Origin of the sequence: Actinoplanes sp. SE50/110, assembly GCF_900119315.1 — a bacterium.
Classification (GTDB): domain Bacteria; phylum Actinomycetota; class Actinomycetes; order Mycobacteriales; family Micromonosporaceae; genus Actinoplanes.
Genome location: NZ_LT827010.1, coordinates 4,208,774 through 4,231,510, shown reverse-complemented (window position 1 = coordinate 4,231,510; position 22,737 = coordinate 4,208,774). Strand labels below are relative to the sequence as shown.

Annotated in this window: 27 protein-coding genes and 1 pseudogene; 14 read left to right on the top strand and 14 right to left on the bottom strand. The window is 70.3% G+C overall.

Annotation, left to right across the window (positions count from 1 at the left end; genetic code table 11):
- The first annotated feature begins 118 nt into the window (after positions 1 to 118).
- Entirely contained in the window at positions 119 to 718 is a 600-nt protein-coding gene (locus ACSP50_RS18530; RefSeq protein WP_197688157.1) for an alpha/beta fold hydrolase, read from the top strand.
- 143 nt (positions 719 to 861) lie between these two features.
- Here ACSP50_RS18530 and ACSP50_RS18525 read toward each other — a convergent pair whose 3' ends face one another.
- The gene (locus ACSP50_RS18525) at positions 862 to 1,260 is read right to left on the bottom strand and encodes a hypothetical protein (protein WP_155123543.1); all 399 of its coding nucleotides are present in this window, start codon (positions 1,258 to 1,260) and stop codon (positions 862 to 864) included.
- A 236-nt stretch (positions 1,261 to 1,496) separates the two neighbouring features.
- Positions 1,497 to 2,210, bottom strand: a complete 714-nt coding sequence (locus ACSP50_RS18520) for an alpha/beta hydrolase (RefSeq protein ID WP_014690777.1) — start codon at positions 2,208 to 2,210, stop codon at positions 1,497 to 1,499.
- A gap of 366 nt (positions 2,211 to 2,576) precedes the next feature.
- Here ACSP50_RS18520 and ACSP50_RS18515 point away from each other — a divergent pair, with 366 nt between their 5' ends.
- The 3 genes from ACSP50_RS18515 to ACSP50_RS18505 all read left to right on the top strand — a co-directional run bounded on the left by ACSP50_RS18515 (position 2,577) and on the right by ACSP50_RS18505 (position 4,832).
- Complete coding sequence (locus tag ACSP50_RS18515; RefSeq protein WP_014690775.1) at positions 2,577 to 3,575, top strand: alkene reductase; 999 nt, start codon at positions 2,577 to 2,579, stop codon at positions 3,573 to 3,575.
- A 267-nt stretch (positions 3,576 to 3,842) separates the two neighbouring features.
- A complete protein-coding gene (locus tag ACSP50_RS44025) occupies positions 3,843 to 4,193 on the top strand; it encodes a hypothetical protein (protein WP_014690774.1) in 351 nt (116 codons plus the stop codon).
- Between the two features lie 306 nt (positions 4,194 to 4,499).
- The gene (locus ACSP50_RS18505) at positions 4,500 to 4,832 is read left to right on the top strand and encodes a hypothetical protein (protein ID WP_043511666.1); all 333 of its coding nucleotides are present in this window, start codon (positions 4,500 to 4,502) and stop codon (positions 4,830 to 4,832) included.
- 136 nt (positions 4,833 to 4,968) lie between these two features.
- On the opposite strand, the gene ACSP50_RS42000 is transcribed toward ACSP50_RS18505, so the two are convergent.
- The 6 genes and pseudogenes from ACSP50_RS42000 to ACSP50_RS18480 form a co-directional block, all read right to left on the bottom strand.
- Positions 4,969 to 5,127, bottom strand: coding sequence for a hypothetical protein (locus ACSP50_RS42000; RefSeq protein WP_014690772.1), 159 nt, complete (start codon positions 5,125 to 5,127; stop codon positions 4,969 to 4,971).
- Between the two features lie 81 nt (positions 5,128 to 5,208).
- Entirely contained in the window at positions 5,209 to 5,709 is a 501-nt protein-coding gene (locus ACSP50_RS18500) for a DUF6886 family protein (RefSeq protein WP_014690771.1), read from the bottom strand.
- A 13-nt stretch (positions 5,710 to 5,722) separates the two neighbouring features.
- The gene (locus tag ACSP50_RS18495) at positions 5,723 to 6,352 is read right to left on the bottom strand and encodes an ABC transporter ATP-binding protein (RefSeq protein ID WP_231957041.1); all 630 of its coding nucleotides are present in this window, start codon (positions 6,350 to 6,352) and stop codon (positions 5,723 to 5,725) included.
- Positions 6,353 to 6,497: 145 nt separating this feature from the next.
- A pseudogene (locus tag ACSP50_RS45075) lies at positions 6,498 to 6,659 on the bottom strand (ABC transporter permease); the annotation flags it as partial.
- A gap of 61 nt (positions 6,660 to 6,720) precedes the next feature.
- Positions 6,721 to 7,005, bottom strand: coding sequence for a hypothetical protein (locus tag ACSP50_RS18485; protein WP_014690769.1), 285 nt, complete (start codon positions 7,003 to 7,005; stop codon positions 6,721 to 6,723).
- 34 nt (positions 7,006 to 7,039) lie between these two features.
- Positions 7,040 to 7,228, bottom strand: coding sequence for a hypothetical protein (locus tag ACSP50_RS18480; RefSeq protein WP_155123542.1), 189 nt, complete (start codon positions 7,226 to 7,228; stop codon positions 7,040 to 7,042).
- A 560-nt stretch (positions 7,229 to 7,788) separates the two neighbouring features.
- Between ACSP50_RS18480 and ACSP50_RS18475 the strand changes: the two genes are divergently transcribed.
- Positions 7,789 to 9,330 carry a helix-turn-helix transcriptional regulator gene (locus tag ACSP50_RS18475; protein ID WP_197688156.1) on the top strand — a complete coding sequence of 514 codons (1,542 nt, stop codon included), beginning with the start codon at positions 7,789 to 7,791 and terminating at the stop codon, positions 9,328 to 9,330.
- Entirely contained in the window at positions 9,327 to 9,884 is a 558-nt protein-coding gene (locus ACSP50_RS18470; protein WP_014690766.1) for a flavoprotein, read from the top strand. Before ACSP50_RS18475 ends, ACSP50_RS18470 begins: the two co-directional genes overlap by 4 nt.
- Positions 9,885 to 9,933: 49 nt before the next feature.
- Here the strand turns inward: ACSP50_RS18470 and ACSP50_RS18465 are convergent, their stop codons facing one another.
- Together ACSP50_RS18465 and ACSP50_RS41995 are read right to left on the bottom strand one after the other, a co-directional pair.
- Entirely contained in the window at positions 9,934 to 10,692 is a 759-nt protein-coding gene (locus tag ACSP50_RS18465; RefSeq protein ID WP_014690765.1) for an alpha/beta fold hydrolase, read from the bottom strand.
- 23 nt (positions 10,693 to 10,715) lie between these two features.
- Positions 10,716 to 10,907, bottom strand: coding sequence for a hypothetical protein (locus ACSP50_RS41995; RefSeq protein WP_014690764.1), 192 nt, complete (start codon positions 10,905 to 10,907; stop codon positions 10,716 to 10,718).
- Positions 10,908 to 11,075: 168 nt separating this feature from the next.
- Here ACSP50_RS41995 and ACSP50_RS18460 point away from each other — a divergent pair, with 168 nt between their 5' ends.
- The 6 genes from ACSP50_RS18460 to ACSP50_RS18435 all read left to right on the top strand — a co-directional run bounded on the left by ACSP50_RS18460 (position 11,076) and on the right by ACSP50_RS18435 (position 15,897).
- Entirely contained in the window at positions 11,076 to 11,711 is a 636-nt protein-coding gene (locus tag ACSP50_RS18460; protein WP_014690763.1) for a tetratricopeptide repeat protein, read from the top strand.
- A 20-nt stretch (positions 11,712 to 11,731) separates the two neighbouring features.
- Positions 11,732 to 12,604 (top strand): GNAT family N-acetyltransferase, encoded by an 873-nt coding sequence (locus tag ACSP50_RS18455; protein ID WP_014690762.1) that lies wholly within the window; start codon positions 11,732 to 11,734, stop codon positions 12,602 to 12,604.
- Between the two features lie 261 nt (positions 12,605 to 12,865).
- Positions 12,866 to 13,561, top strand: coding sequence for a DUF4184 family protein (locus ACSP50_RS18450; protein ID WP_014690761.1), 696 nt, complete (start codon positions 12,866 to 12,868; stop codon positions 13,559 to 13,561).
- A 280-nt stretch (positions 13,562 to 13,841) separates the two neighbouring features.
- Complete coding sequence (locus ACSP50_RS18445) at positions 13,842 to 14,108, top strand: GlsB/YeaQ/YmgE family stress response membrane protein (RefSeq protein ID WP_014690760.1); 267 nt, start codon at positions 13,842 to 13,844, stop codon at positions 14,106 to 14,108.
- Positions 14,109 to 14,457: 349 nt separating this feature from the next.
- A complete protein-coding gene (locus ACSP50_RS18440) occupies positions 14,458 to 15,348 on the top strand; it encodes an NAD(P)/FAD-dependent oxidoreductase (RefSeq protein WP_043514613.1) in 891 nt (296 codons plus the stop codon).
- A gap of 111 nt (positions 15,349 to 15,459) precedes the next feature.
- Complete coding sequence (locus ACSP50_RS18435) at positions 15,460 to 15,897, top strand: hypothetical protein (RefSeq protein ID WP_014690758.1); 438 nt, start codon at positions 15,460 to 15,462, stop codon at positions 15,895 to 15,897.
- 232 nt (positions 15,898 to 16,129) lie between these two features.
- Here the strand turns inward: ACSP50_RS18435 and ACSP50_RS18430 are convergent, their stop codons facing one another.
- The gene (locus tag ACSP50_RS18430; RefSeq protein WP_014690757.1) at positions 16,130 to 17,707 is read right to left on the bottom strand and encodes a diguanylate cyclase; all 1,578 of its coding nucleotides are present in this window, start codon (positions 17,705 to 17,707) and stop codon (positions 16,130 to 16,132) included.
- 122 nt (positions 17,708 to 17,829) lie between these two features.
- Here ACSP50_RS18430 and ACSP50_RS18425 point away from each other — a divergent pair, with 122 nt between their 5' ends.
- On the top strand, positions 17,830 to 18,471 hold the full coding sequence (locus tag ACSP50_RS18425) for a TetR/AcrR family transcriptional regulator (RefSeq protein WP_014690756.1): 642 nt from the start codon (positions 17,830 to 17,832) through the stop codon (positions 18,469 to 18,471).
- Positions 18,472 to 18,481: 10 nt separating this feature from the next.
- Here the strand turns inward: ACSP50_RS18425 and ACSP50_RS18420 are convergent, their stop codons facing one another.
- The 3 genes from ACSP50_RS18420 to ACSP50_RS18410 form a co-directional block, all read right to left on the bottom strand.
- Positions 18,482 to 18,913 (bottom strand): universal stress protein, encoded by a 432-nt coding sequence (locus ACSP50_RS18420; RefSeq protein ID WP_014690755.1) that lies wholly within the window; start codon positions 18,911 to 18,913, stop codon positions 18,482 to 18,484.
- Positions 18,914 to 19,005: 92 nt separating this feature from the next.
- On the bottom strand, positions 19,006 to 20,433 hold the full coding sequence (locus tag ACSP50_RS18415) for a pre-peptidase C-terminal domain-containing protein (RefSeq protein WP_014690754.1): 1,428 nt from the start codon (positions 20,431 to 20,433) through the stop codon (positions 19,006 to 19,008).
- A 13-nt stretch (positions 20,434 to 20,446) separates the two neighbouring features.
- Entirely contained in the window at positions 20,447 to 21,655 is a 1,209-nt protein-coding gene (locus ACSP50_RS18410; RefSeq protein ID WP_014690753.1) for a cyanophycinase, read from the bottom strand.
- A gap of 172 nt (positions 21,656 to 21,827) precedes the next feature.
- Here ACSP50_RS18410 and ACSP50_RS18405 point away from each other — a divergent pair, with 172 nt between their 5' ends.
- Positions 21,828 to 22,709, top strand: a complete 882-nt coding sequence (locus ACSP50_RS18405; protein WP_014690752.1) for a MurR/RpiR family transcriptional regulator — start codon at positions 21,828 to 21,830, stop codon at positions 22,707 to 22,709.
- The last annotated feature ends 28 nt before the right edge of the window (positions 22,710 to 22,737 follow it).

The following is a 22,737-nucleotide window of genomic DNA, read 5'->3' as shown; positions in this document are numbered from 1 at the left end:
GTTGGTAGCGTTCGCGCACATGGAGTCGCGGATGATTCAGGTAGGGACTACCGCGTTGCACGTTGGTGTAACGGGTCACGGGCCTGATGTTGTCGTCCTAACCGGCGGTCCAGGTTGTGTGCAGTACCTGGAGCGGGATGAAATCTCGCCGCTGGGCCATCGCGCCTGGTACCCCGAGCCGCGCGGCGTTGGCCGCTCGGGCGGCAGCCCGCACACCATGGAAGAAGCAATCGCTGATCTCGAAGGAATTCGTGAGGCGGTCGGTGTCAGCGCGTGGACTGTGGTAGGCCATTCGTGGGGTTCTGATCTGGGTATGCGCTACGCGGTCGAACATCCGGAGGCGGTTGCTGCATTGGTCGGCATCGCCGGGAGGGGTCCGCAGCGTGACCGCACATGGTCTGAGGCGTATGAGGCCAGCAAGGCCACGGAGCCCTTTGTCGACATCGACTGGGTGCCCGAAGTGCACGCAGCTCTCGGCGAGTCGTTCACCGAATGGATTCATCGACCGAGCCTATGGCGGGCACTGGCCGACTGCAGCGTGCCGATGCATTTCATCGCGGCCGGCAACGACATCCGCCCGGCGTGGTCCCTGGCGCAGCTTGCGGAGCTGGTTCCACGGGGGCAGTTCTCCACCGTGCCTGGGGTGCCGCATGACTTCTGGTTTACCCACCCTGAGGTGTGGACCCAGACAGTCACAAACGCATGCGCCGCTGTGTAACTTCCGCCCGCAGGCACACCCGCACATCGGCAAAGTCGGATGTCAGCGGCGGCGCGTGACCTGCGGTCGATGATCGGTACGCGCGGACTGCGGCAAATCAGTGCACTCGGCGAAGATACGTCACCAGGCCGGCTGTTGGGTGGTCATCGCTCGCGAGTGCCCGGCGCGTCGGTGCGGCTCCGTCCCACCCACCATGCGGTCGACATCCATACTGCGAGGCTCGCCACTCCCGCGAGCAGGTAAGTGGTTATTCCGTTCTGCAGCGTGACTACCACCGCGGCAGTCACCGCGATCGAGATCACGCTAGTCGTGAGAAGGTAAACCAAGTCGGCCTTGCCGAGCCGGTCGACCTTCGTTTTGAGATATCTCAGCGGGTAGAGCGCCATGAAAATCATCACGCCGTTGGCCATCGGGGAGATCCACCAGGGAGAAGAAGTCCAATCGCCCAGGATCATCCCTGAAGTGCCAGCCACGGTCACCGATAAGCCCATGGCGCCTATATCCCGACGACGCGCGGCACCGGCGGTGTTGTTTTGCACCATGGATCGATGCTCGTCCGTGAGGCGGACCGGCGTATCCGGCGAACGACCCTGAGTTGACCCTGAGAAATCCAACGTGGCCGTCGGCCCGTGCTTCACACCCGAGTAGGCGTAGAAACGGATCGGTCAAAGCCGGGGGCGACCGCACGCTCTGCGGCGGAAGTGCGCACGAACACCAGCTCGTGGACAAGGACAGTGACCGTCGCGCTGCCCGACGCGTGTGGTCGGCGCGTGTTGGCTCAGCTGGCCGACAAGCGCCATCTGTCGGTCATGGCGACGATGCCGGCGGCCACCGCGTCCGGATCGACGAGTTGGTGGAGATGGTGTCCCGCGACCTGGGCGACATCCCAGCCACGTTCGCGGGCGTCCTGCGCCATCTGGTCATACGGCGACCCGAAGAGCAGATACCCGCATGGCCGGCGATCCCAGCCGTCGGGTACGGGAATCTGCTGCTCGTAGTAGCTCAGTGGCAGCCGTGGCTGTTCGGCCGAGATCGTCAATCTGGTCTGCGGATCGGGAAACAGCGCCGCGACGTCCTCCTCGTCCCACCAGGCTGTCCACTGTGGCAGCCGACCCTCGGTCACCTGGGTACGCAGGTGGGTCAGCCGCTCGGGCGACGCGGTCGGCGTCGGCCCGGTTCGAGAGGGCAGTCTGGCCTCGACGAACAGGCAGCCGGCGACCGGGCGCGGAGCCGCGTGCACGATTGCCGGAACGAACAGACCGGCGTTGCTGTGTGCGACCACGAACACCGGTTGATTCGGCGGCAACCGGGCGACAGCATTGTGGACCCTGTCGACGACGCGTGGCCAGAACGGCGGATCGTCCGCATCGGTGACGTCGACCAACGACGGCACTACCGCCGATGCGCCCGAGGACGCCAGCTTGGCTGCCACCGGGGCCCATGTCAGAGGACCCAACAGCAGGCTGTGCACAAGTACGAACGCGGAACGCACCGATCCACCATTGCACCGCCCGGCTACTTCACGCCGTTCCGGCCGATCTCCGGCAACCGCGCTCCGGCTACAGCTCGTGACGGGCACAGTCCGTGCCCGGCGCGCGCGGACGGCAGCCTCCTGACGTGGCGCTCGATCTGCGCCGCGCAGGCGTGCGTGCGCGTGGGCCAGCAGGGGATCTGAAATGTACAGCTGTGCACGAACTCCTTTGCGACGGCTTCCGCAGGGGTGATCATCCCCACCGTCAGGAAGCTTCCGATCGCGTCGGGCGCTGACCCCGGCATGACGACGTCTCCTCTAGGACCTGACAGTGCGCTTCTGCAACCGGTGACAGCCGGTGCGTTGCAGGCGTCAAACCGCATTTGGATGGCCCCGCTGACCCGTAACCGGGCGAACCCGGACGGCACCCCGAACGAGCTGCAGGCCGAGTATTACGGTCAGCGTGCGGGCGCTGGCGTGATCATCACCGAGGGCACGCAGCCCGCGGCGGTTGGTCAGGGTTACCCGAACACCCCGGGCCTGCACAGCGACGCCCAGCAGGACGGCTGGCGGCGCATCGCCGAATCCGTGCACGCCGCCGGCGGCCGGGTCGTGGTGCAGCTCATGCACGTCGGTCGGATCTCGCACAGCAGCACCATCGGCGGGCAGACGCCGGTCGCGCCGTCGGCCGTCCGGGCCGCGGGCGAGATCTTCACGGCAGAGGGTCTGCAGCCGTTCTCCGAACCGCGCGCCCTGGCGACCGACGAGTTGCCCGCGGTGATCGCGGAGTTCGCCGACGCCGCTCGCCGCGCGGTGGCCGCCGGCCTGGACGGGGTGGAACTGCACGCCGCGAACGGATACCTGCTGCACCAGTTCCTCGCCGACGGCGTGAACCGGCGCTCGGACTCCTTCGGCGGCTCACCGCAGAACCGTGCCCGCTTCGTCGTCGAGGTCGCGAAGGCGGTCAGCGCCGCGATCGGCGCGGACCGGGTCGGGATACGGATCTCCCCTGCGCACCCGTTCAACGACATCCACGAGGATGACCTCACGGTCTACGAAGTGCTGACCAGCCAGCTCGCCGAGCTGGGTCTGGCCTACCTGCACGTGCTGGCCACCCCGGACGACCCGATCGTCGGCAAACTGCACGCGATCTGGCCGGCGACGTTCGTCCTGAACACAGGTTTCGGCGTGGAGTCAGACCGCGATGGCCTCGAGCGGCTGGTCGCCGACGGCGTCGCCGACGCGGTCACCGTGGGCCGGCCCTTCCTGGCCAACCCCGACCTGGTCCAGCGCTGGACGCTGGGAGCTGAGCTCAACGAGCCCGACCAGGCCACCTTCTACGCCGGCGGCGCGAAGGGCTACACGGACTACGCTCCGCTGTCCTGACGCCAGGTGCTCTCGACCCCGGTTCCCGATGGGGAGCCGGGGTCGAGCCCATGCCAGTGTTCAGCTCGAGCTTGCGGCGGTCCAAGCCCTACAGACCGCGGCAGCGCCGGGTCATGATCTACCTAGGCCGCGGCGGGTCAGCCCCGCGGGTGCAGCCGGTCCCAGGTCCTATGAACGAACAGTAGCCGGTAAGCGGATACCTCCCTCGGTTGCGCGCGACGGCCCCGCCGCCGGACTCGGAGCAACTACCGTTTTAGGGTCCATGGCATGCATTCCAACCTCACCGAACACGCTCGGTGCCGCTACGGTGATGAATACCGACCCGCCGTCATCGCGCAGTGCTCTGAGGATCGCGACGATCGATACTTCATCGAGAGGTTGACCTTCGCCGACGCGGAGGCGATCGCGGCGATGTTGCATGAGCTGTGTCCGAATATCGTTGACGGACTTCTCCCGGTATGGGTGCGCAACCTGGCCTATCGGCTCTTGCTTCTGCAACGCCCGGACGACCCCGCCTTGATGCGCGAGGCTGCACAGAGCCTCTGGGTGCATGGGCCGGACTGGGATGACATCGCCGCAGGCCTGGAATGCCGCGCCACGGCGCTGGAAGCGGGCTGAGCGGCAGCCGGCGGCCTTGACGGGTGTCCAGATCTGCCGCAGAGCACGCACGCTCGATCCGGGTCACCGCCCGCGGCCGGCACTCGCGGCAGTCATCCCGGGATGGCGCAGCAGGCTGGCTCTCGGCGACCGCGGGGGCGGGGCCGGAGGATGGACGACAAGCTCAGCGCCGAGGACCGGGCGTCGGCCGTACGCGGTGCGAAGGTCACCGTCGGCTGCACAGTGGACGGCGCGAATCATCGCCCGCAGCCGTCGATTGACCCTACGATGGGTCGAGAACGTACTTTCCAGGAGAGGCAGAGGGTCGTGGAGAGCGCCGGATCAGGCGACGCGATCGGGGATCTCCGCGCCGCGGTGGCGAAGGCGAACGCCGAGCTGGCGACGCTGGCGCCCGGCCCGGCGGCATATCGTCAGCGGCGGCGGCAGGTGGTGCGGGCCTCGGGGCGGCTGCGTGAGCGGGAGACGTTGGCTCAGCGGCGCGCCGGCCACCTCCGGGACATGCGACTGCTGGGCGTCCTCATCGGCGGCATCGTGGCGGTCGCCGGCGCCGGCTCGTGGGTGGCGATCCTGGCCGGCCTCGGCCTCGCGCTGCTCTTCGGCTGGATCGTGGGCCGGCTGCCGGACCGCATGTTCCGCTGACGGGTCAGCCCTCCGGCGGGATGTGTGCGGCGGAGACGTCCGTGGCGGCGCCCACCCATTCGACGATCTGTTCCCCGTCGAGCAGCGGGACGGCCCGGGACCGGGTCCACCCGAGGGTGCCGTCGGGACGCGAAGGTCACATTTTCGGACCCGCCAGCCGGACCAGCGCCGTGTCCAACGCCTCGCGCCGGCCCCGATCGGCCGCGATGGCGGCGAGTTCGGTCAGGGTGGCGAGCCGCCGCGAGGCCAGGGCCTGTTCGGTGCGGTCGGTGACCGCCGCGACGATGCCGATCACGACGCCGTGCCGTCGCGCAGCGGCATGAAGGTCTGCTGGAACCATCCCCGGGTCAGCGCCGCCGCCCGGCGGAAGTACCGATCACCGCGCGGCGTTGCGCATCCGGATGGCGCTGAACTCTCCCCCGGCCTGCACCACCGCGTCGACGTACGGCCACAGCGACGGGGTCAGCCGCAGCTCCACGTCGTGGGCGGCCAGCGCGGTGAAACAGTCGTCGACCCGGCGCACCGCGGTCACCCGGGCGGGCTCCGCGGACACCCAGTAGCCGGCGGTGGCGTCGAGCAGCGTGAACCCCGCCGGGTCGAGCAGGTGCACGTTCAGCCCGGCGGCGAGCAGGCGTGACGCCCACCCGTGCTCGACGGCGACCACCCGGGCGGCCGGCGAGCACAGCAGGTCCCGCCGCGGCCCGCCCACCGCCCAGCACACCCGCGGGCACTGCCGGGGCAGCAGGTAGTGCGGCAGGTGCTCCTCGTCGACCGCCCAGACCAGTTCCTGCCCCTCGTGCGGGGTGCCGGGCGGCGAGGGCCGCGGACGCATCGTGGTGAACGGGCCCCGGTCGCTGACGTGGTAGAGCTGCGGCACCCCCGCACCCTACTCAGAGTGGCACCCGGCGGCGGGCGGCCTGGCGGGCCGGGTCGGCGACCGGGACCGCCGCGAGCAGGCGTCGCGTGTACGGATCGGTGGGGTGGTGCAGGACGTCCGCGGTCGGTCCGACCTCGACCACCCGGCCGCGGTGCAGCACCGCGACCCGGCTCGCCACCGCCTCCACCACGGCCAGGTCGTGGCTGATGAACAACGCCGCGAAGCCGAGTTCCCGGTGCAGGCGCAGAATCAGCTCCAGGATGGTGGCCTGCACCGACACGTCCAGCGCGGAGGTCGGCTCGTCGGCGATCAGCAGTTTCGGCCGCAGCGCGAGGGCACGGGCGAGGCTGGCCCGCTGGCGCTGGCCGCCGCTGAGCTCGTGCGGGAAACGGCGGGCGTACGCGGCGGGCAGGGCCACCAGGTCGAGGAGCTCGGCGACCCGGGCGGCGGTCTGCTGCCGGCCCAGGTCCCGGCGGTGCACCCGCAACGGTTCGGCCAGCGAGTCGCCGATGGTGAGCAGCGGGTTGAAGCTGGTCGCCGGGTCCTGGAAGACGAAGCCGAGGTCCGGGGAGCGCCGGCGCCGGTGGACGGGGGCGCCGAGGACGGTGAGGCTGCCGCCGGTGATCGGGGTGAGGCCGGCGATGGCCCGGCCGATCGTGGTCTTGCCGGAGCCGCTCTCGCCGACCAGGCCTCCACCAGATGCCGGCGGTCACGTCGGAGACCGCCTTGTTGAGGTCGTAACCCCATTCGGCGGCCGAGTTCGGTTCGATGCCGAAGCCGAGGAAGCCGAGCGCGGCGAGGGTGAGGATGGCTTCGGCGGCGTTGATGGTGACGATCAGCGGCAGCGTGCGGGTCGCGTTGCGCAACAGGTGGACGAGCAGGATGCGGGTGTTGCCGGTGCCGATCACCCGGGCCGCCTCGACGAACGGCTCGGCTTTGAGCCGGACCACCTCGGCGCGCACGACGATCGAGTTCGGAACCGCATCATCTCCGGACAACTATCCGACCCCATCACTCCGCCGGAGGCACGCAAGGCGTCGTTACGTAGACCAACCCGGCGATCTGCACGAAGACCTCCCGACGCTCGATTGCCCTGCCGCTCGCGTCGATGGAGTACCCGATCAGCCAGACCCAGCCGGCGTACGTCTCCCGCGGATCAACGCGGATGATCCGGAAGACCATCGCGCAGGCGCCGGCGAACTGCACGCTCGCCTTCGTGGTCAGGCGGACCACGTCGCCGGCCCTCGGCTGGCGGAGCGGCGAAGGCCCATTCGAGGACTCAGGCCGGGCGTTCATGCACACCGTCCTCCGTTCGGAAGGCCTGCCCTGGTCACCGGTCGGCCTGATCGTGAAGGGCCGACGGCGGCACTGCCTGCGCGCTCTGCCAGTCACGCAATGCGGTCTTGATCCGGTAGTTCTCGGCGTACACCGCGGCCAGCTCCTCATACAGCGAAGCAATGTCCTTCGAGACCTGGTTGACGAACTGGCGGACATCGTCGGCCCGTACGCCCTGGAGCAACCCCGCAGTCCTCCGGAACCGCACCTCTCGAATGGCCTCGGGGGTAAGCCGGCCACTGCTCCGCACTCGGAACGCGGTGCCATGCTTGCCGCTCATCGAACCGCCCCGGTTCGGACACCCCGCACGACGCCAGGAGTCCACGGACGGCCAGATGCCGCGCCACGCAAGGGATGAACTCACTCGGTATGCAGGTAATGCAGAAGCCGTCCGCATCCGGCCGGTGATCGACGAGCAGTCGGAAGGACAGGTGCCACATCAGCTCGTCACCGCACTCCATCGGCGGACGCGCCGGCGGGTCGTCTATAGCAAAGGACAGGTCAGCCACTTTTCATCGCCTCCCACGAATGCGCCCGCTCGTCGACGCAGCGAGCGTGCCCGACACTGGTCACCACACCCGCGACGCGACACCCGTGGTCGCATAGTCAGGGCAGCCACGGCGCACAAGCCGAACCGTGTTCTCGTCGACCCGCACTGCCCGACGCGGCGAGGCCAACCGCCGACCACGGCCCTCGCAGCCACGACACGACCCGGCAAACTGATCGTTGATCTGATCGCTCGTCATGCGTAAAAGGGTCGGCCGCAATACCCTTTCAACCCATTCCGCGGCGGTATCCCTTGACGGGATAGGCGATCGGCAGGCCACGATGGATCACGAGACGTCGAAGCCCTGGCGGAGGGACGTGCCGTTGAAGTCCGAAATTCCCGGCTCCACCTGGAACCGGCCCGACATGCTCACCGCGTTGCAGTCGCGCGACATTGCTCACGTGTTCCGCTTGGTGCGCCAGCACGCCGGGATGTCGCAGACCGCGATCGGCAGCCTGATCGGGATGAGCCAGGGCAAGGTCAGCAGCATCATGGCGGGAAGCCAGCAGGTCACCACGCTGGAGGTCTACGAACGCATCGCCGACGGGCTCCGGCTACCGGACACCGCGCGCATGACGCTCGGCCTGGCGCCGCGCAGCATCTCGGCCCGGGATGGTTCCCACTCCGACGCAACGGGCACGGTCAACCCGACGCGTAGCGTGGAGAGAGATCCGCGACCGGAGGAGGACAACGCCGTGCGACGTCGCGAGTTCGTCGGCCTCACCGGGGCCGCCCTCTTCGGCGCCATCCTGGCGAAGACCGAGCCGACCGATCAACCCACAACCAGCGGCACCGACGACCTGGCCACAGCCCTCACCGAGTTGCCGACGCCGGCCGCCGGCCCGGTCAACCTCTCCCGCCTATCCGCGACGGTCGCCGCCGCCAAGCGCGTCTACCAGGCGTGCAAGTACGGCGAAGTGCTCACGATGCTGCCGCCGCTCCTGCGGTCCCTGCGCACCGCGTTGACCGCCACCGACGGCGCTCAGCAGCGCAAGGCTCAGGCGCTGTCGGCCGAGGCGTACCACGTCGCCGCCTCAATCCTGCTCAAGCAGGGTGATAAGGGACTTGCGTGGCTGGCGGCGGACCGCAGCGTCCAGACCGCGCAGCAAACCGCAGTCCCGCTGATGATCGGGTCCAGCGCCCGGATCATCACCCACGCTCTCATGGACGGCGGCCACCACCGCGCCGCAGCCACCAACGCCAGCAGCGCCGCCCAGCACATGGACGCGGTGCTCACCCAGCCGACCGACAATGACCTGTCCGTCTACGGATCCCTCTTGCTCCGCGGCGCGATCGCAGCAGCCCACAACGCCGACCGCCACACCACCATCGAACTCCTCGATGAGGCAGAGCAGGCCGGCGGCCGTCTCGGGCACGAGGGCAACCACATGTGGACCGCGTTCGGTCCCGACAACGTGCTCTGCCACCGGGTCAACGCAGCGCTGCGATTTGGCGACGCTGGCACTGCCATCGACTTCGCCCGGCGCATCGACTTGGACGCGTTGCCCATCAACGAACGCAAGGCCGTGCTCCTGCTCGATGTCACCCGCGCGTTTCTCATATGGGGCAAGCACGAACAGGCTCTCCACACCATGCGGGCCGCCGGCCAGATTGCCCCCGAGGAGATCACCGGCCGCCCGCGGATCCACAAACTCGTCGGCGACCTGGTCGCTACCGCGCCGATCACCGTCCGCCGCGAAGCCCGCGAGTTCGCCGACGCCTACGGAATCGCCGCATGAGCACCGACAGCAAGGTTCTCTACATCATCGTCTGCGCCGCCGGCCCGGCCGGTGAAGTGGGCAAGCTGGTCACGCTCGCCCAGGACGAGGGCTGGACCGTCCAGATCATCGCCACACCGTCGGCGCTCGATTTCATTGACGTGCCAGCACTGGAGGAACAGACCGGCCGACCGGTGCGCAGTCGATACCGCAAACCGGACGAGCCGAAGAGTCCGAGAGCAGACGCAATCATCGTTGCCCCGGCGACCTTCAACACCATCAACAAGTTCGCCCAAGGAGTCGCCGACACCTACGCTCTCGGCCTGCTGGCGGAAGCGCCTGGACTCGGCATCCCCGTCGTCGTCCTACCCTTCGTCAATACTGCCTTCGCTGCCCGCACACCATTCCGCCGAAGCGTCGAACAACTCCGACTAGAAGGCGTGGATGTCCTTTTCGGACCAGGAAAGTTCGAGCCTCACGCTCCGGGCTCCGGAGGTGATGGCTTCAACGGCTATCCTTGGCAACTAGCGCTGGAGCGAGTAAGCCGGCGAGACCCGACCGGGCCGTCATTTTGATCCATTACTCCGAGCTGCGTTGGTGGCCACCAGGGTCGAGGAGAAATGGTCATCGCAGGGCCGCGACGAAACCCGCCAGGTTGTCGGCCATCATCACGTGGCCGGCGCCCGGCACCACCAGCACCTCACAGCCCACGTCCCGCAGCGGCCCGAGATCCTCCCCGGACAGCTCACCGCCGATGAAGCGGCGCGGGCCGTCGAACGCGGCCAGCTGCTCGCGGAACGTCGCCGGCCGCCCGGCCAGCAGCGACACCGCCGTCCGGTGCAGTCCCCGCGGCGACCAGCGGGCCACCGTGCGGGCGAACTCCTGGTCGACGGCGCCCGGCTCGGCCCGCAACGCGGCCACGATCCGGCCGTGCCCGGTGGCGGCGAAGGTGTCCTCGTCGAAGGCGGCGATCGTGGCCGAGAACGTGCCGACCCCCGGATCCAGATTCGGCTCGGCGACGATCAGATGCTTCACCAGATCAGGGCGCTGCGCGGCCAGACTGATCGCGATCGACCCGCCCAGCGAATGCCCGACCAGCGTCACCCCGGCCACCCCGACGGCGTCGAGCACCGTGGCGACGGTCGCCGCGTGCTCGTCGACGGTGTGGCCGAACGTGTCGTCGTGATCGCTCCACCCGCTGCCGATCAGGTCGACAAGCAGGTGACGACCCGCGACGGCCAGATCCGGATGGCCGGTCACCGGGGCGAACACCACCGTGGAGGCGGACCCGAGCCCGCCGATCCAGACGCGCACCGGATCACCGGCACCGAGCTCGAGAACGGCGGCGCGGGCACCGGACGGTGTGACGGGAACATATCGCACCCGACCGATGGTGCCAGAAAGCTCTAACCGAGCAGTGAACGCACCCGGGCATCGTTGAGCACCAGCGTCACCGCGGCGATCCGCGCGGCGAACGTCTCCGCCAGGTGGGCGGCGACCCCGTCCAGCAACTCCGCCCGCTCGTCACCGCCGTCGAAGAGGTCACCGGCGGGGATCAACCGAGCCGGCCGGGTCAACGCTGCGAGTACTGCGGTCACTGAGTTGTCTCCAGTCCCCCGCCGGACGGTTCCCGGCAACGATGACCCCGTTCCGGTGTCACCGGGTTGCCGCGGACGGTCCGCCGGGTTGTTCCCTCCCCGGGCATGGAGTCCGCATGGTGGTTAAGGTCGACGACACATCGATCGGCACAACAGCGGGGGCTGGGCATGGACAGTCGCATCGAGCGGTCACGGCAGCTCTACGAACGCATGGCTTTCGACGGCGACGGCAGTGGACTGCCGATCGCGGAGCGCGAACTCGACGGTGTCGAAGCTGACCTTGCGCTGGCGCGTGGACGACTCGCGCACGGCCGCTTCCTCCGGGACGGTCAGGAAGATCCGCAGGAACTGGCGTTTTTCGCCCGCGCCGCAGAACTCTACGAGGCCTTGGACGACAGCCGCGGTGCCGCTGAGGCACTGCTCTGGATCGGGATCTTCCATCAGTTCATCCGGGACGACGATGATGCCGCGATGCCGGCACTTCATCGATCGCGCGAGCTCGCCGAGCAGGCCGGCGACCGGCTGGGCCTGTCTTACGCACTTCGGCATCTCGGCATCGCCGAGCATCGGGCCGGCCGGTTGGATACCGCGCGAGAGCACCTGGAGGAGTCGACGCGGCTGCGACGAGAGGTGGACTTTCTGCCCGGCGTGGCGGCCAACCTGGTCGGACTGAGCTACATCGCCGCTGCCCAGGGGCGCCGGGACGATGCCATGACCGCGGCGGCGGAAGCGGGCAGGATCGCCGGGTCGACCGGCGCGCTCGCCATCGCCCGTCAGGCCGAGGAGGCACTGATCCGCATATGACCACGGGACGATCATCAAGCATGCACTCAGCCGGGTGGCACCTCACCGAAGACGTCGACCACTTCCTCGTCCACGCCGGAGACTTCCTGCGTTCGCGCCCCGCGCTGCACACCATGCCGCTGACGCGGATCGAAACCTTCCGGACGCGTACGGCCGACCGGGCCGGCGCGGTGTTCGGCTGGCTGGAATCGGGAGGCGGGGTCCGCGCCTTCTTCTACCGGCTGCGCCCCTTCGGCCTTCTGACCCTCACCGGCGTCTCCCGCGAGCAGTCCGACACCCTTGCCGCCGAGTTGGCCGCCCGCGGCGATTCCCTGAACGCCGTCCACGCCGAGCATGACACCGCCACCGCCTTCGCCGAAGCCTGGAACCGGCACACCGGCGCTGACCCGCTCCTGGTGGCACGGACGCCGCTCTACCGTCTCGACAGGTTGACCCCGCCACGGCGGCCGGCCGAGGGTCATGGGCGCACCGCCGACGCGCGCGACCATGAGCACGTCGTGCGCTGGTGCCGTGAGTTCTGCGCCGCCGTCGGCGAAGACCGGTCCATCCAGATGATCGATGTCGGAGACTGGGCCGCCAGCCGCTTCGGCGACAAGCATTACACCTTCTGGGAGACCCCGGACGGCACTGCCGTCTCCATGGCGGGTTGGACCTCGATGGTCTGCGGCATGGTCCGGGTCGACCCCGTCTGGACGCCGGCCCACTACCGGGGCCGCGGCTACGCCGGCGCGGTGACCGTCGAGGTCAGCAGAGCCGCGCTCACCGCGGGCGCGACCGACGTCGTCCTGTTCGCCGATGCCACCAACCCCACCAGCAACGCTCTCTACCAGCGCATCGGATATGTCCCGGTCGCCGACTTCGCCCTCTACCGACTCCCCCGGACCGCGGCATGAGCCAGCACGTCAACCGCTCCTGGTGGTCTGTCCGAACCGCGTCACGCTCGGCCTCAGCGCTGTGGCCGCGGCACTCCGCCGCGACGGTCCTGACCACGTAGCCGTTCGGACGGTGAGGATCAGCAGTCTCGCTCGCATACCGCCAGGCTGCGCAACGATCGGCCGGGCGGATCCACCGGAGGAGAATCCATTGGTGGATCCCCGTTCCACCGACCCGTGGATTGACACAGAGTTTTGGGCCGCACGGCTACGATCCGGGCGGTGCCGATCACCTTTCCCACCCATCCCGCCGCTGTCCTTCCGCTGAAGTTGTGGCGGCCCGGATGGTTCGACGGGGTCGCGTTGGCCCTGGGCTCGGCGGCACCCGATGTGGCCTATGCGCTGGACGGCAGCGGCCTGCCGGTCTGGCCGCTGTCGCACCAGGTGCGCGGCCTGGTGCTGTGGTGTCTGCCGGTCACGCTGCTCGGCTGTCTCCTGGTGCGCCGCGCCGTCCCGGTGGTCGCCGCCCATCTGCCCGGCGGCGACCGGCTCGCGTTGCGCGACTACGGCGCCTTGCGCAGCTCGGCGCATCCCTGGTGGATCACGGTGCTTTCGGCCCTGATCGGCGCGGCCAGCCACCTGGCCCTCGACGGGTTGGAGAAACTGATGCCGGCGGTGGAACTCCCCGGCCACGCGGTCGGCGCGGTCACCATGACGGTGCTGTTGCTGGTGATCGGCCGGCGGCGCCTGATCCGCCGCTGGCACGGCGCGCCGCCGGTGCGGGAGCGGCGTCCACTGCTGTTCTGGTCCGTGGCGGCCGCGGTGGCACTTCCGGTGCTCACGGTCACCCCGCTGCTGCCGGGCGCCGGCCTGCTGCACACCACGGGCGTACGCATCCTGTCCGCGACCGCCCTGGGCCTGCTCCTGGGCGCCGCGGCCGTCGGAGCTCTCCATCCCGAGCCGGCCCGAACCTCCTGAACCGCTGACGCCATGCGATGCGATGCGGGACTGTCGCCCGGCGGCGACCGGACGCCATTCCGCCACTCGGACGATCGACGGTGGTCCACGCGACAAGGCATTTTCCGGCCGGCGACGTATCGATGGATCACCCATCCCTGAACACGATGCTTCGGTGGAGGGGGACTCTCCTGGCTGACAGAGCGAGTGCCTTGATCATTGTGGTCACCGCAGGTTTGACCGCGTGGGTCGTCTGGGCATGCTGCGGTGCGAACGACCCCCGCTTACCAAGGAGCTCGACGTGCACGTTTCCGGGATCATCACCGCCATCATCATCGGCTTGATCATCGGCGCACTCGGCCGACTGGTCGTGCCCGGCAAGCAGAACATCCCGATCTGGCTGACCATCGTCATCGGTATCGTCGCCGCCATCGTCGGAACCTTCATCGCCTCCGCCCTCGGTGTCAACGACACCAAGGGCATCGACTGGATCGAGCTGCTCATCCAGGTCGTTCTCGCCGCGCTCGGCGTCGGCGCCGTCGCCGGCCTCTACGGCCGCCGCGCCTGAGCGCCGCAACCAGCATCACCTTCGACGAGCCGTTGCCCGAGGGCAGCGGCTCGTCGCGTCGAGAGCCGGCTAACTGCCCGCCCTACGTTGCAGAGGCGGGTCGCACCGATCGTTCGTTGGACCGGTTGACCCCAGCGTCTCGGTATGGCTCAGTGCCTGTTGCCGCGGATGGATTGCGAGACTTGGCCGCCGAGACGCCGTGACGACCCGACCGCCAGCTGCTGGAAATCTTTCCCACGGTGGAGCGGACAATGACGCTGACCAACCAGGGACGGTCATTCTGCTCAACGGTTTATCAAACGCCGGCGGTCCCGAGTCTGAAGCGCGGGTGCTCGGTAAGGTCTCGAGCGTGGACGTTGTCGTGGTCGGTGCCGGGATCGCCGGGCTGTCGTGTGCGCGAGCATTGGCGGACGCTGGGGCCAGTGTGCGCGTCGTCGAACGCGGCCGGGTCGTCGGCGGACGGTTGGCCAGCAAGCGCTACGGCGGCCGGTATGCCGACATCGGAGCCGCGTACCTCGTCGCCGACGACCCGGACTTCGCCGCCCAGGTCGCCGGTTGGCAGGCCGCTGGACTCGCCCGGCCGTGGACCGAGTCCTTCCGGGTCTACCCGGGCGGCCGGGATGCCACCGGCCCGGTCCGCTGGGCTGCTCCCGACGGCCTGCGATCGCTGGCCACCGACCTCGCCGCCGGGCTGGACATACGTCTATCAACCCCGCTCGACGCAGTGCCGGCCGACGCCGACACGGTGGTGCTCGCCATGCCCGGCCCGCAGGCTCTGCGGCTGGCCCCACCGCCGGGGATCGCGGCGGCCGCGGCCGCGCAGACCTGGCATCCGGCGATCGTGGCCGTTCTGCGCTACCCGCTGCGTGAGTGGGACGACCTGCGAGGCGCCTTCGTCAACGACCATCCCATACTCGCCACCATTTGCGACGACGGCGACCGGCGCGGCGACGGCGCGCCGGTCCTGGTCGCCCACTCAACCGCAGAACTGGCCGCCAGGCACCTGAATGCGCCCGAGGCGGCCGGGCCGATCCTCGCCGAGGCCGTCGGCGAGTTGCTCGGTCTCTCGGCCAAGCCGGAGGTGAGCGTGCACCGCTGGACCTTTGCCCAGCCCGAGCCCGGCAAGGCCCTGTATGCCGTGGACGGCCGGGTCTGGCTCTGTGGCGATGCGTTCGGCCGCCCGCGGGTCCAGACCGCCTGGCTGTCCGGCCGCTCCGTGGCAAAAGCCCTACTCGGCTGACCCAGGCTTGCGCCTGCCTCGACGCCGTACGTGCCGGTGCCCGACCCTGGCGGGCCTAGCCCAGGTGCGGTGTTCCGCCGATGGTCTCCGTCCGCCGGTACAGTTGCGCAGGTGACGGACGAGCTGTGGGACAGCTACGACCGGGACAAGCTGCAGGCTGGCTGGTCGTATCCGGTCGGGCGAACCACCGTCGAAGCAACGCTGCGAGCCGCTGGCGTCCATCTGCTTTCGCTGGACTTCATCATGCACGGCGGCGCCACGACGGACCCCCTCCTGCTCCGGGCGACCCGTTATCGGGACATGGGCAACACGTACTTCCTGCAGCGTGGGACCTCCGAGCGGTCGCGCTGCGTGCTCGCGCTCTATGCCGTTCCTAGCGGCGTTCGCGCCCAGGCCCGTGCTGTTCTCACGACGGGAGGCGGGCTTGATCGCGCTTGCGCATGGCTCGCGGCCGCGGAGGCCGCAGACCCGACCTGGCACTACAAGTCACACGGCTGGACGGCTTCCCTGATCAACGGCGCTCTGCAGATAGCAGAGACAACTGAATGACCGCGGTGCCGGCCGCGTCTCGAGGCGGCTGCGCGTAGCCGGCAATTCGGCTACGGCGGCGTGATGGCGCTGATCCTGCTCGGCGCCACCGTCCTGGATCGGCTGCCGCGCCGGGCCGGCCGGCTCTGACACGACCGACCTTCCCGCCGACCGGACCGGATCCTCCGGGTGATCCCCGATGTGGCGAAGCGACCGCGCTGAACACCCGGTGCGGGCGGCCCGAGCTCGCGGCTCAGGCGGCCACCCGGTCACGGCCGGAACGTTTCGCCTCGTACAACCGGCTGTCGGCCTCGTGCAGCAGCTCGGCGGACCCGGCGCGGCCCAGCGGCGCGACGGCGATCCCGATGCTGGCCGTCACCGGCAGGTCGCCGGTGATCGGCCGCCAGTCGAAGCGGCGGACGGTTTCGCACAGCAACGTCATCCGCTCGGCGGCCTCGGCGGCGCCGGCCCCGGGCAGCACCAGGAGGAACTCCTCCCCGCCGAGCCGCGCGGTGAACGAGCCCCCGGCTCCGGCGGCGGCGGTCAGCAGGGTCGCCATCTCGCGCAGAACCCGGTCGCCGGCCTCGTGGGAGCCTTGGTCGTTGATCTGTTTGAAGTGGTCCAGGTCGACGACCGCGACGGCGAGCGGCTCGCCGTTCTCGGCGGCCCGGTGCAGTAGCAGCGGTAGCTCCGCATCCACGTAGCGCCGGTTGTACAGCCCGGTCAGCGGATCACGCAGCGCCATCTCCCGCAGACCGGTCGCCTCGTCCAACTGGTGCAGCGCGTGCAGGGTCCGGGCGCGGGCGTCACGTTCCGCCGACTGGGCCGCCATCGCCGCGGCGTGGAACCGCTTGTGCACCTCGAACGCCTCGACGTGCCGGCCGGACGCGGCGAGCACCTCGGACCGTTCGCGCAGCAGCTCGATCCCGACCGAGCGCAGGCCGCGCTGGTCGACCAGGGTCTGGCAGCGATCCAGCGCCGCGCCGGCCGCCGGATAGTCGCCGCAGCGCCGGTACGTCTCGGCCAGCGTGAGCAGCAGGCTCGCCGTCGTGTTCAGCTCGCTGAAGGCGTCGTCGGTCTCCACCGCGACGAGCGGTTCGAGCAGCGCGATCGCCTCGGCGTGCCGGCCGGCGTTCATCCGGATCCGGGCCACCGTGTCCACGCCGCTGTGGTCCAGGTCCAGCCCGTGGAAGGCGGCGGCGGCCAGCAGCCGGTCGGCGGCCGCCTCCGCGGCGTCGATGTCGCCCACCTCGTACTCGGTGTAGGCCAGGTTGTTGAGCACGGTGATCCGGACCCGGGCGTCGACCCGGCCGGCCGCGATCTGCCCCGCGGACATCCGTTCGGCCTCGGCGTACCGGGCCCGGGCCGACGCGTGGTCGCCGTTGTCGCCGTGCACGTTGGCCAGCTGCACGGTGCCGCGCAGCCGCAGCATCGGCGAGGCCTCGGCGCCCATCGCGGCCAGGGCCTGCTGCGCCTGGATCGCGTGGTCCAGGGCGACGACCGTGTCCCCCAGGTGGCTGTAGAACAGCGACAGCCGGATGTGACTCAGCGCCAGCAGCCGCGGGTGCCGGTGTTCCACGGCCCACCGGTTCACCTCCTGGAAGATCCGCGCGCCGGTGGCCACGTCGCCGGTCCGGCTCACCGCGTCGGCCTCCAGCAACCGCGCCCGCATTCCCAGGTCGCAGCGCCCGCCACGCAGCGCGGCCCGGCCCAGGCGGCCGGCCTCGGCCAGGGTCGGCCGCGGGTCGAGATCCTGGCGCGGCGTCTCCTCCAGCACGACCAGGGCGGCCTCGATGGCGGCGTCCGCGATCCCGGCGGTATCGATCGACATGGTCCTGCCATCGGCCGCCCGGGGCCACACCTGACGAGAACCGCCACAAGTGAACGTTCATCGTTCCGCCGGCCCGGCGGTATTCTCACCGGGAACGTGGCGCAACGGGGAGGACCGAGACGATGAGCAGCGCCGGTTCCGGCCGTCCCCGCGACCCCGAGGTGGACCGGCGGATCACCCGGGCCGTCCTGGACGTGTTCGGCGAGGCCGGCTGGGCCGGTTTCGCGATGGAGACCGTCGCCCGCCGCGCCGGCATCGGCAAAGCCACCCTGTACCTGCGGTGGAGCAGCAAGGAGGAACTGCTGACCGACGCGCTGACCACCGGGCTGGTCCGGGTCGGCGATGTCGACACCGGCACCCTGCACGGCGACCTGGTCGAGCTGGCCACCCAGGTGCTCGGCCTCTACACCGGCCCGGCCGGGCGGGCCGCGATGCGGCTCAACCTGGAGACCGCCATCCCGGAGGTCGCCGAGCACTACCGGACGATGCGCGCCTCCCAGATCCAGGCCGCCCGCGACATCGTGCGCCGCGGCGTCGCCCGGGGCGAGCTGCCCGGCACGGTCTCGGTCAGTCTGCTGTTGGAGACACTGATCGGCGGCGCGATGATGCACGCCATGACCACCCCGGCCGACCGGCGGGCCGCGCTGGCCGAGGAGGCCGGCAGCCACGCCCGCCAGCTGGTCGACTTCCTGCTGCACGCGGTGGCCAGCCCGGTCGCGGATCGGCGGGCCCGGACGGGGCCGTTGTTCCGCGCGCCGGCCTGACCGTCGTCCCTCAGGGGACCACCGTCACCGGCCAGCGGCCGCAGCGGACCAGGCGCTGCGCGACCGAGCCGGCGATCCGGTGCAGCAGGCGCTCCGAACGGCCCACGATCACCGCGTCCGCCCAGAACTCCCTGGCGGCGTGGCACAGCTCGGTGAACGGGTCGCCGTCGCGCACCACGATCTGCATGTCGACGCCCAGCCGGGTCCGCTCCTGCTGCAGCGTGTCGCGGAACTCGGAGACCACCGCGTCCTGCGAGGCGACCATCGTGGCGGCGACCGTGCCGGACGAGTCGGCCATCGACACCATGGCGCCGGCCGGCGGCCGGACGTAGACGCCGACCAGCCGGGCGCCCTCCCGGCGCGCCAGGCCGACCGCATAGGCGGCGGCCCGGCGGGACGACTCGGAACCGTCGATCCCGACCATGATCACACCCGGTCCCACGGCAGCCTCCTTCGACCACCCCGTTACTGAACGATCATCGTTCACTTAAAGGCCACTGTAGTCCCCTCCCCCTGCTCCGGCAACGAAGGGCCTCAGCCCTTGACGACGGCACAGGCGTACGGGCTGGTGCCGGATCCGCTGTAGGCCTCGACGTCGAGGTAGTACGAGCCGGCGCCGGTGGCGGTACGCGTATAGGTGAGTCGTTCGTCGGCGCCCTTGCCGTCGTTCACCGAGCGCGCCAGGCCGGCCCCGGAGCCGTCCAGCAGGTACAGGTCGGCGTCGTACTGGTCGGGAATCGAGCAGGAGACGGTGACCTTCTGATTCTGGGTGAGCGAGAGCTTGAAGTAGTCGCGGTCCGAGGCGGACTTCGCCGAGCCGCTGACGGTCAGCGGGTAGGTCCCGGTGCTGAGGTCGTTGGCGGTGCCCCGCGAGTCGTTCGGCTCGGTCTCGGTCACCGCGCCGGCGCCGCCCGAGCAGTCCGCGATCGGCGTTCCGCTGTAGAGGCCCGGGTCGGCCACCCCGGCGGTGACGCTGCGCAGGTAATAGCCACAGGTCGGCCGGTTGGCGAAGTCGAAGGTGCCGCCCCCGGTCAGATGCCAGATCTTGAAGCCGGTGTAGGTCAGCGGCCGCCCGGCGACGGCCTGCTCGGGAGCGTGGTCGCCGAGAACGATGTAGGCGTCCGCACCGGCGAGCGTGGCCAGGCCCGCCCGATCCACGAACAGCGAGCCACCCTGCTCGATGCCGACACCCCAGGCCTTACCACCGGTGACCAGGCCGTCCTTGAGGGAGCGGGCGACGAAGGCCATGGTGCGTCCCATCCGGTCGCGGGTCACGAAATGCGAGTCGTTGATGGTGCCGGCGTAGTGCGGCCAGCTGAACATGCCGGTCGTGAAGGTCACGGCGCCGGTGTACGGGTCGGCCAGCGCCTCGGCCGAGGTGACGCTCCCACCGCAGGCGTCGTAGACGATGTCACTGTTGATGTGGGTGCCGGCGCTGCCACCGCCGACGCCGCCCCCCTTGGCCACGACCGATTGCACCGACGCCCGCAGTGCGGTGCTCTTCCAGGCGGCGTACGCGCACTGGTCCCCGCCGGCGAAGTAGACGAACTCGGCGTTGCGGATCTCGGTGTTGACCGCGGCGTCGTCGCCGTCGCGCGCCGAGGTCAGCACGAGGGTCGTGCACGCGTTGACACCGGCGAGCGCCAGGACGGCATCACACTCCGGGGTGGCGCTGCCGGAACCGGGCGGGGCGTCGGCCAGGACCACGACGTCCATGGTGCCGGCGCCTCCGGTGATCGCGGTGACGGCTCGGGTGAACGTGGCCGGCACGATCGCGCCGGCTCCGGAGAAGACGAACGCCGGACCGTTCCATCCGGTCCGGGAGACGTCCGCTTGGTTGCCGGCCCGGGTCCGGGTGACGGCCGCCTGGGCAGCGGTGGCATGCACGCCGCCGAAGAACAGCAGGGCGCCGAGGGCGGCGGCCGCCGTGAGGCGACGCCGCAGGGGCGTGGTGAGGGTCATCGAGGGCCTCCTGTCAGGCCGGTACGGCGGAGATCGCCACGGTGAGGTCGAGGAAGGAGTCGGCGGTGCGTCCGTCCCGCGTGTAGCCGCGGAAGTCGTGTCCCTTGGTCAGCGTGACCGCGAACCGGGGGTCGCTCTGTGCCGTGTAGCCGACGGCGCGGCGGGTGTCCGCCGCGGTCAGGGCGAGCGCGAGGTTGAGCTGCTGATGGTCGCCGAAGATGTCGTTGTTGTCGGGGACGCCGCGGTGCGCGGGATCCGCCCGCAGCGGGCGCACCGCCGGCGGCGGGGTGATCCGGCCGGTGCCGGGCTGATAGTGGTAACCGGCGGTCAGGAAGCTCCACCGGACGTCGCGGTACAGGTCGATCACGTTGACCCCGCCGGTCCCGATGACCTGGCCGCACTCGTGGGCGGTTCCGGGATGCTCGACGAGGTAGGCGGTGTCCGGATCCACGCCGACCAGGTGGTGCCGGCCGACCGTGCGGGCGAGCACGATGCCCCGGCCCAGCCGGCCGTAGGCGTTGAAGTGGGTGTCCAGCAGTGCCGAGGTGAAGAAGCCGAAGCCGCCCGCGGGCCAGTACCCGGACACGCTGGAGTCGTCGAAGTAGCCGGCGGTGGATCCGTCGCGCAGCGCCGGGTAGCTGTCTCCACCGGTGACCATGTCGTGTCCCTGCTGGATGTCGGCGCCCGCGCTGGAGCCGGCGATCACCGCCCCGGCGCGATGCCGGCGGCGGATGGCGGCCAGCACGGCGGAGTCGGTGTGCGCGGCGCCGTGCATCATGCAGGTGACGTAGCGGAACTGGTCGCCACCGCCGAAGAAGAAGCCGGTCATGGTGGCGACCCGGGCCGCGAGCTGCGGATCGTCGGCGGCGCCGACATGGTCGAGGTCGACGGGGATCCACTCGACCCGCCCGGCGCCGTACGACAGCAGCAACCGCCGGTAGAACTCGCCGTTGGCGGCGCTGTTGGACGCGTCGGGCGTGCCGGCGTCCGGATCCTGACTGGGCGGCACCGACGCGGCGGTGAGCACCCCGATGTAGGCCCCGGCGCCGCCGGCCCGCCGGACGATCTCCCCGTAGACAGCGGCGTTGTCGTCGGCCAGGCCGCCACCGGCCAGGATCAGCGGGCCGGTGGCGGGACGCGCGGCAGCGGCCGCGGGGGTGCCGGTGAGTGCTGCGGTGGCGGCGGCGGCCGAGCCGGCGAGCAGGGTGCGACGAGTGACCATGCAAACCTCCAGAGGGCGGCGGCCGGCCGCTGCGCGGTGGCCGACATCGATGCGATGTGGATAGGCACGTTACGGCCACGCGAATCATTCGTCTATATGTAACATCGATTACGGCTGAGCCGAGGATCGCCGCCGATGTAACGCCGCGTGCCGGCCCGTTTAGGCTGATCCCATGTCGACCCCGAACGAAGACCTCGGCCCCGCGGTGGGCGTCGCCGGCCTCATCCGGGCACGCTGGGCCGAGTGCAGCCCGGCGGAGCGGAAGGTGGCCCGCGTGCTGCTGGCGGCCTATCCGCAGGCCGGCCTGGAGACGGTTGCCGCCCTGGCCGGGCGGGCCGGCGTCAGCGCGCCGACGGTGCTGCGGCTGGCCGGCCGCCTCGGCTTCACCGGGTTCCCCGAGCTGCAGAAGGCGCTGCGCCAGGAGCTGACGGAACGCGACGTGTCGCCCCTGACGACCTACAGCGCCGGGCGCTCCACCGCGGCCGCGGACGGTGGCGCCCTGGAGCGCGCGGCCGCCATCCTGCCCGGCGTGCTCGCCACCGCGCTGGCCGAGACGCCGCCGGCGGAGTTCGACGCCGCGGTCCGGCTGCTGGCCGACCGGCAACTGACGGTGACCCTGGCCGGTGGCCGGTTCTCCCGGCTGCTCGCCGAATACCTGCTGCTGCACCTGATGCAGGTGCGCGGTGGGGCACGGCTGTTGCCGGCGGGGGCGGTCGAACGCGCCAACACGCTGGTCGACGTGGGCCGCCGCGACCTGCTCGTGATCTTCGATTTCCGCCGGTACGAGGATTGGTCGCTGGCGCTGGCCCGCGCGGCGACCGAGGCCGGCGCCCGGGTCGTCCTGGTGACCGACCGCTGGCTGTCCCCCATCGCCGCGGTGGCCGAGGCGGTCCTGGCCTGCCCGGTCGACTCACCGTCGGCATACGACAGTTTCGTGCCGGCTCTGGCCGTGCTGGAGACCGTGATCGCCGGTGTCATCGACCGGCTGGGCGCCCCGGCCGGGGAGCGCCTGGCCCGCATCGAGGAGGCCAGCCGGCGGTTCACTCTGCTCTGACGCTCATTACATCGATCTGTAACTTCAC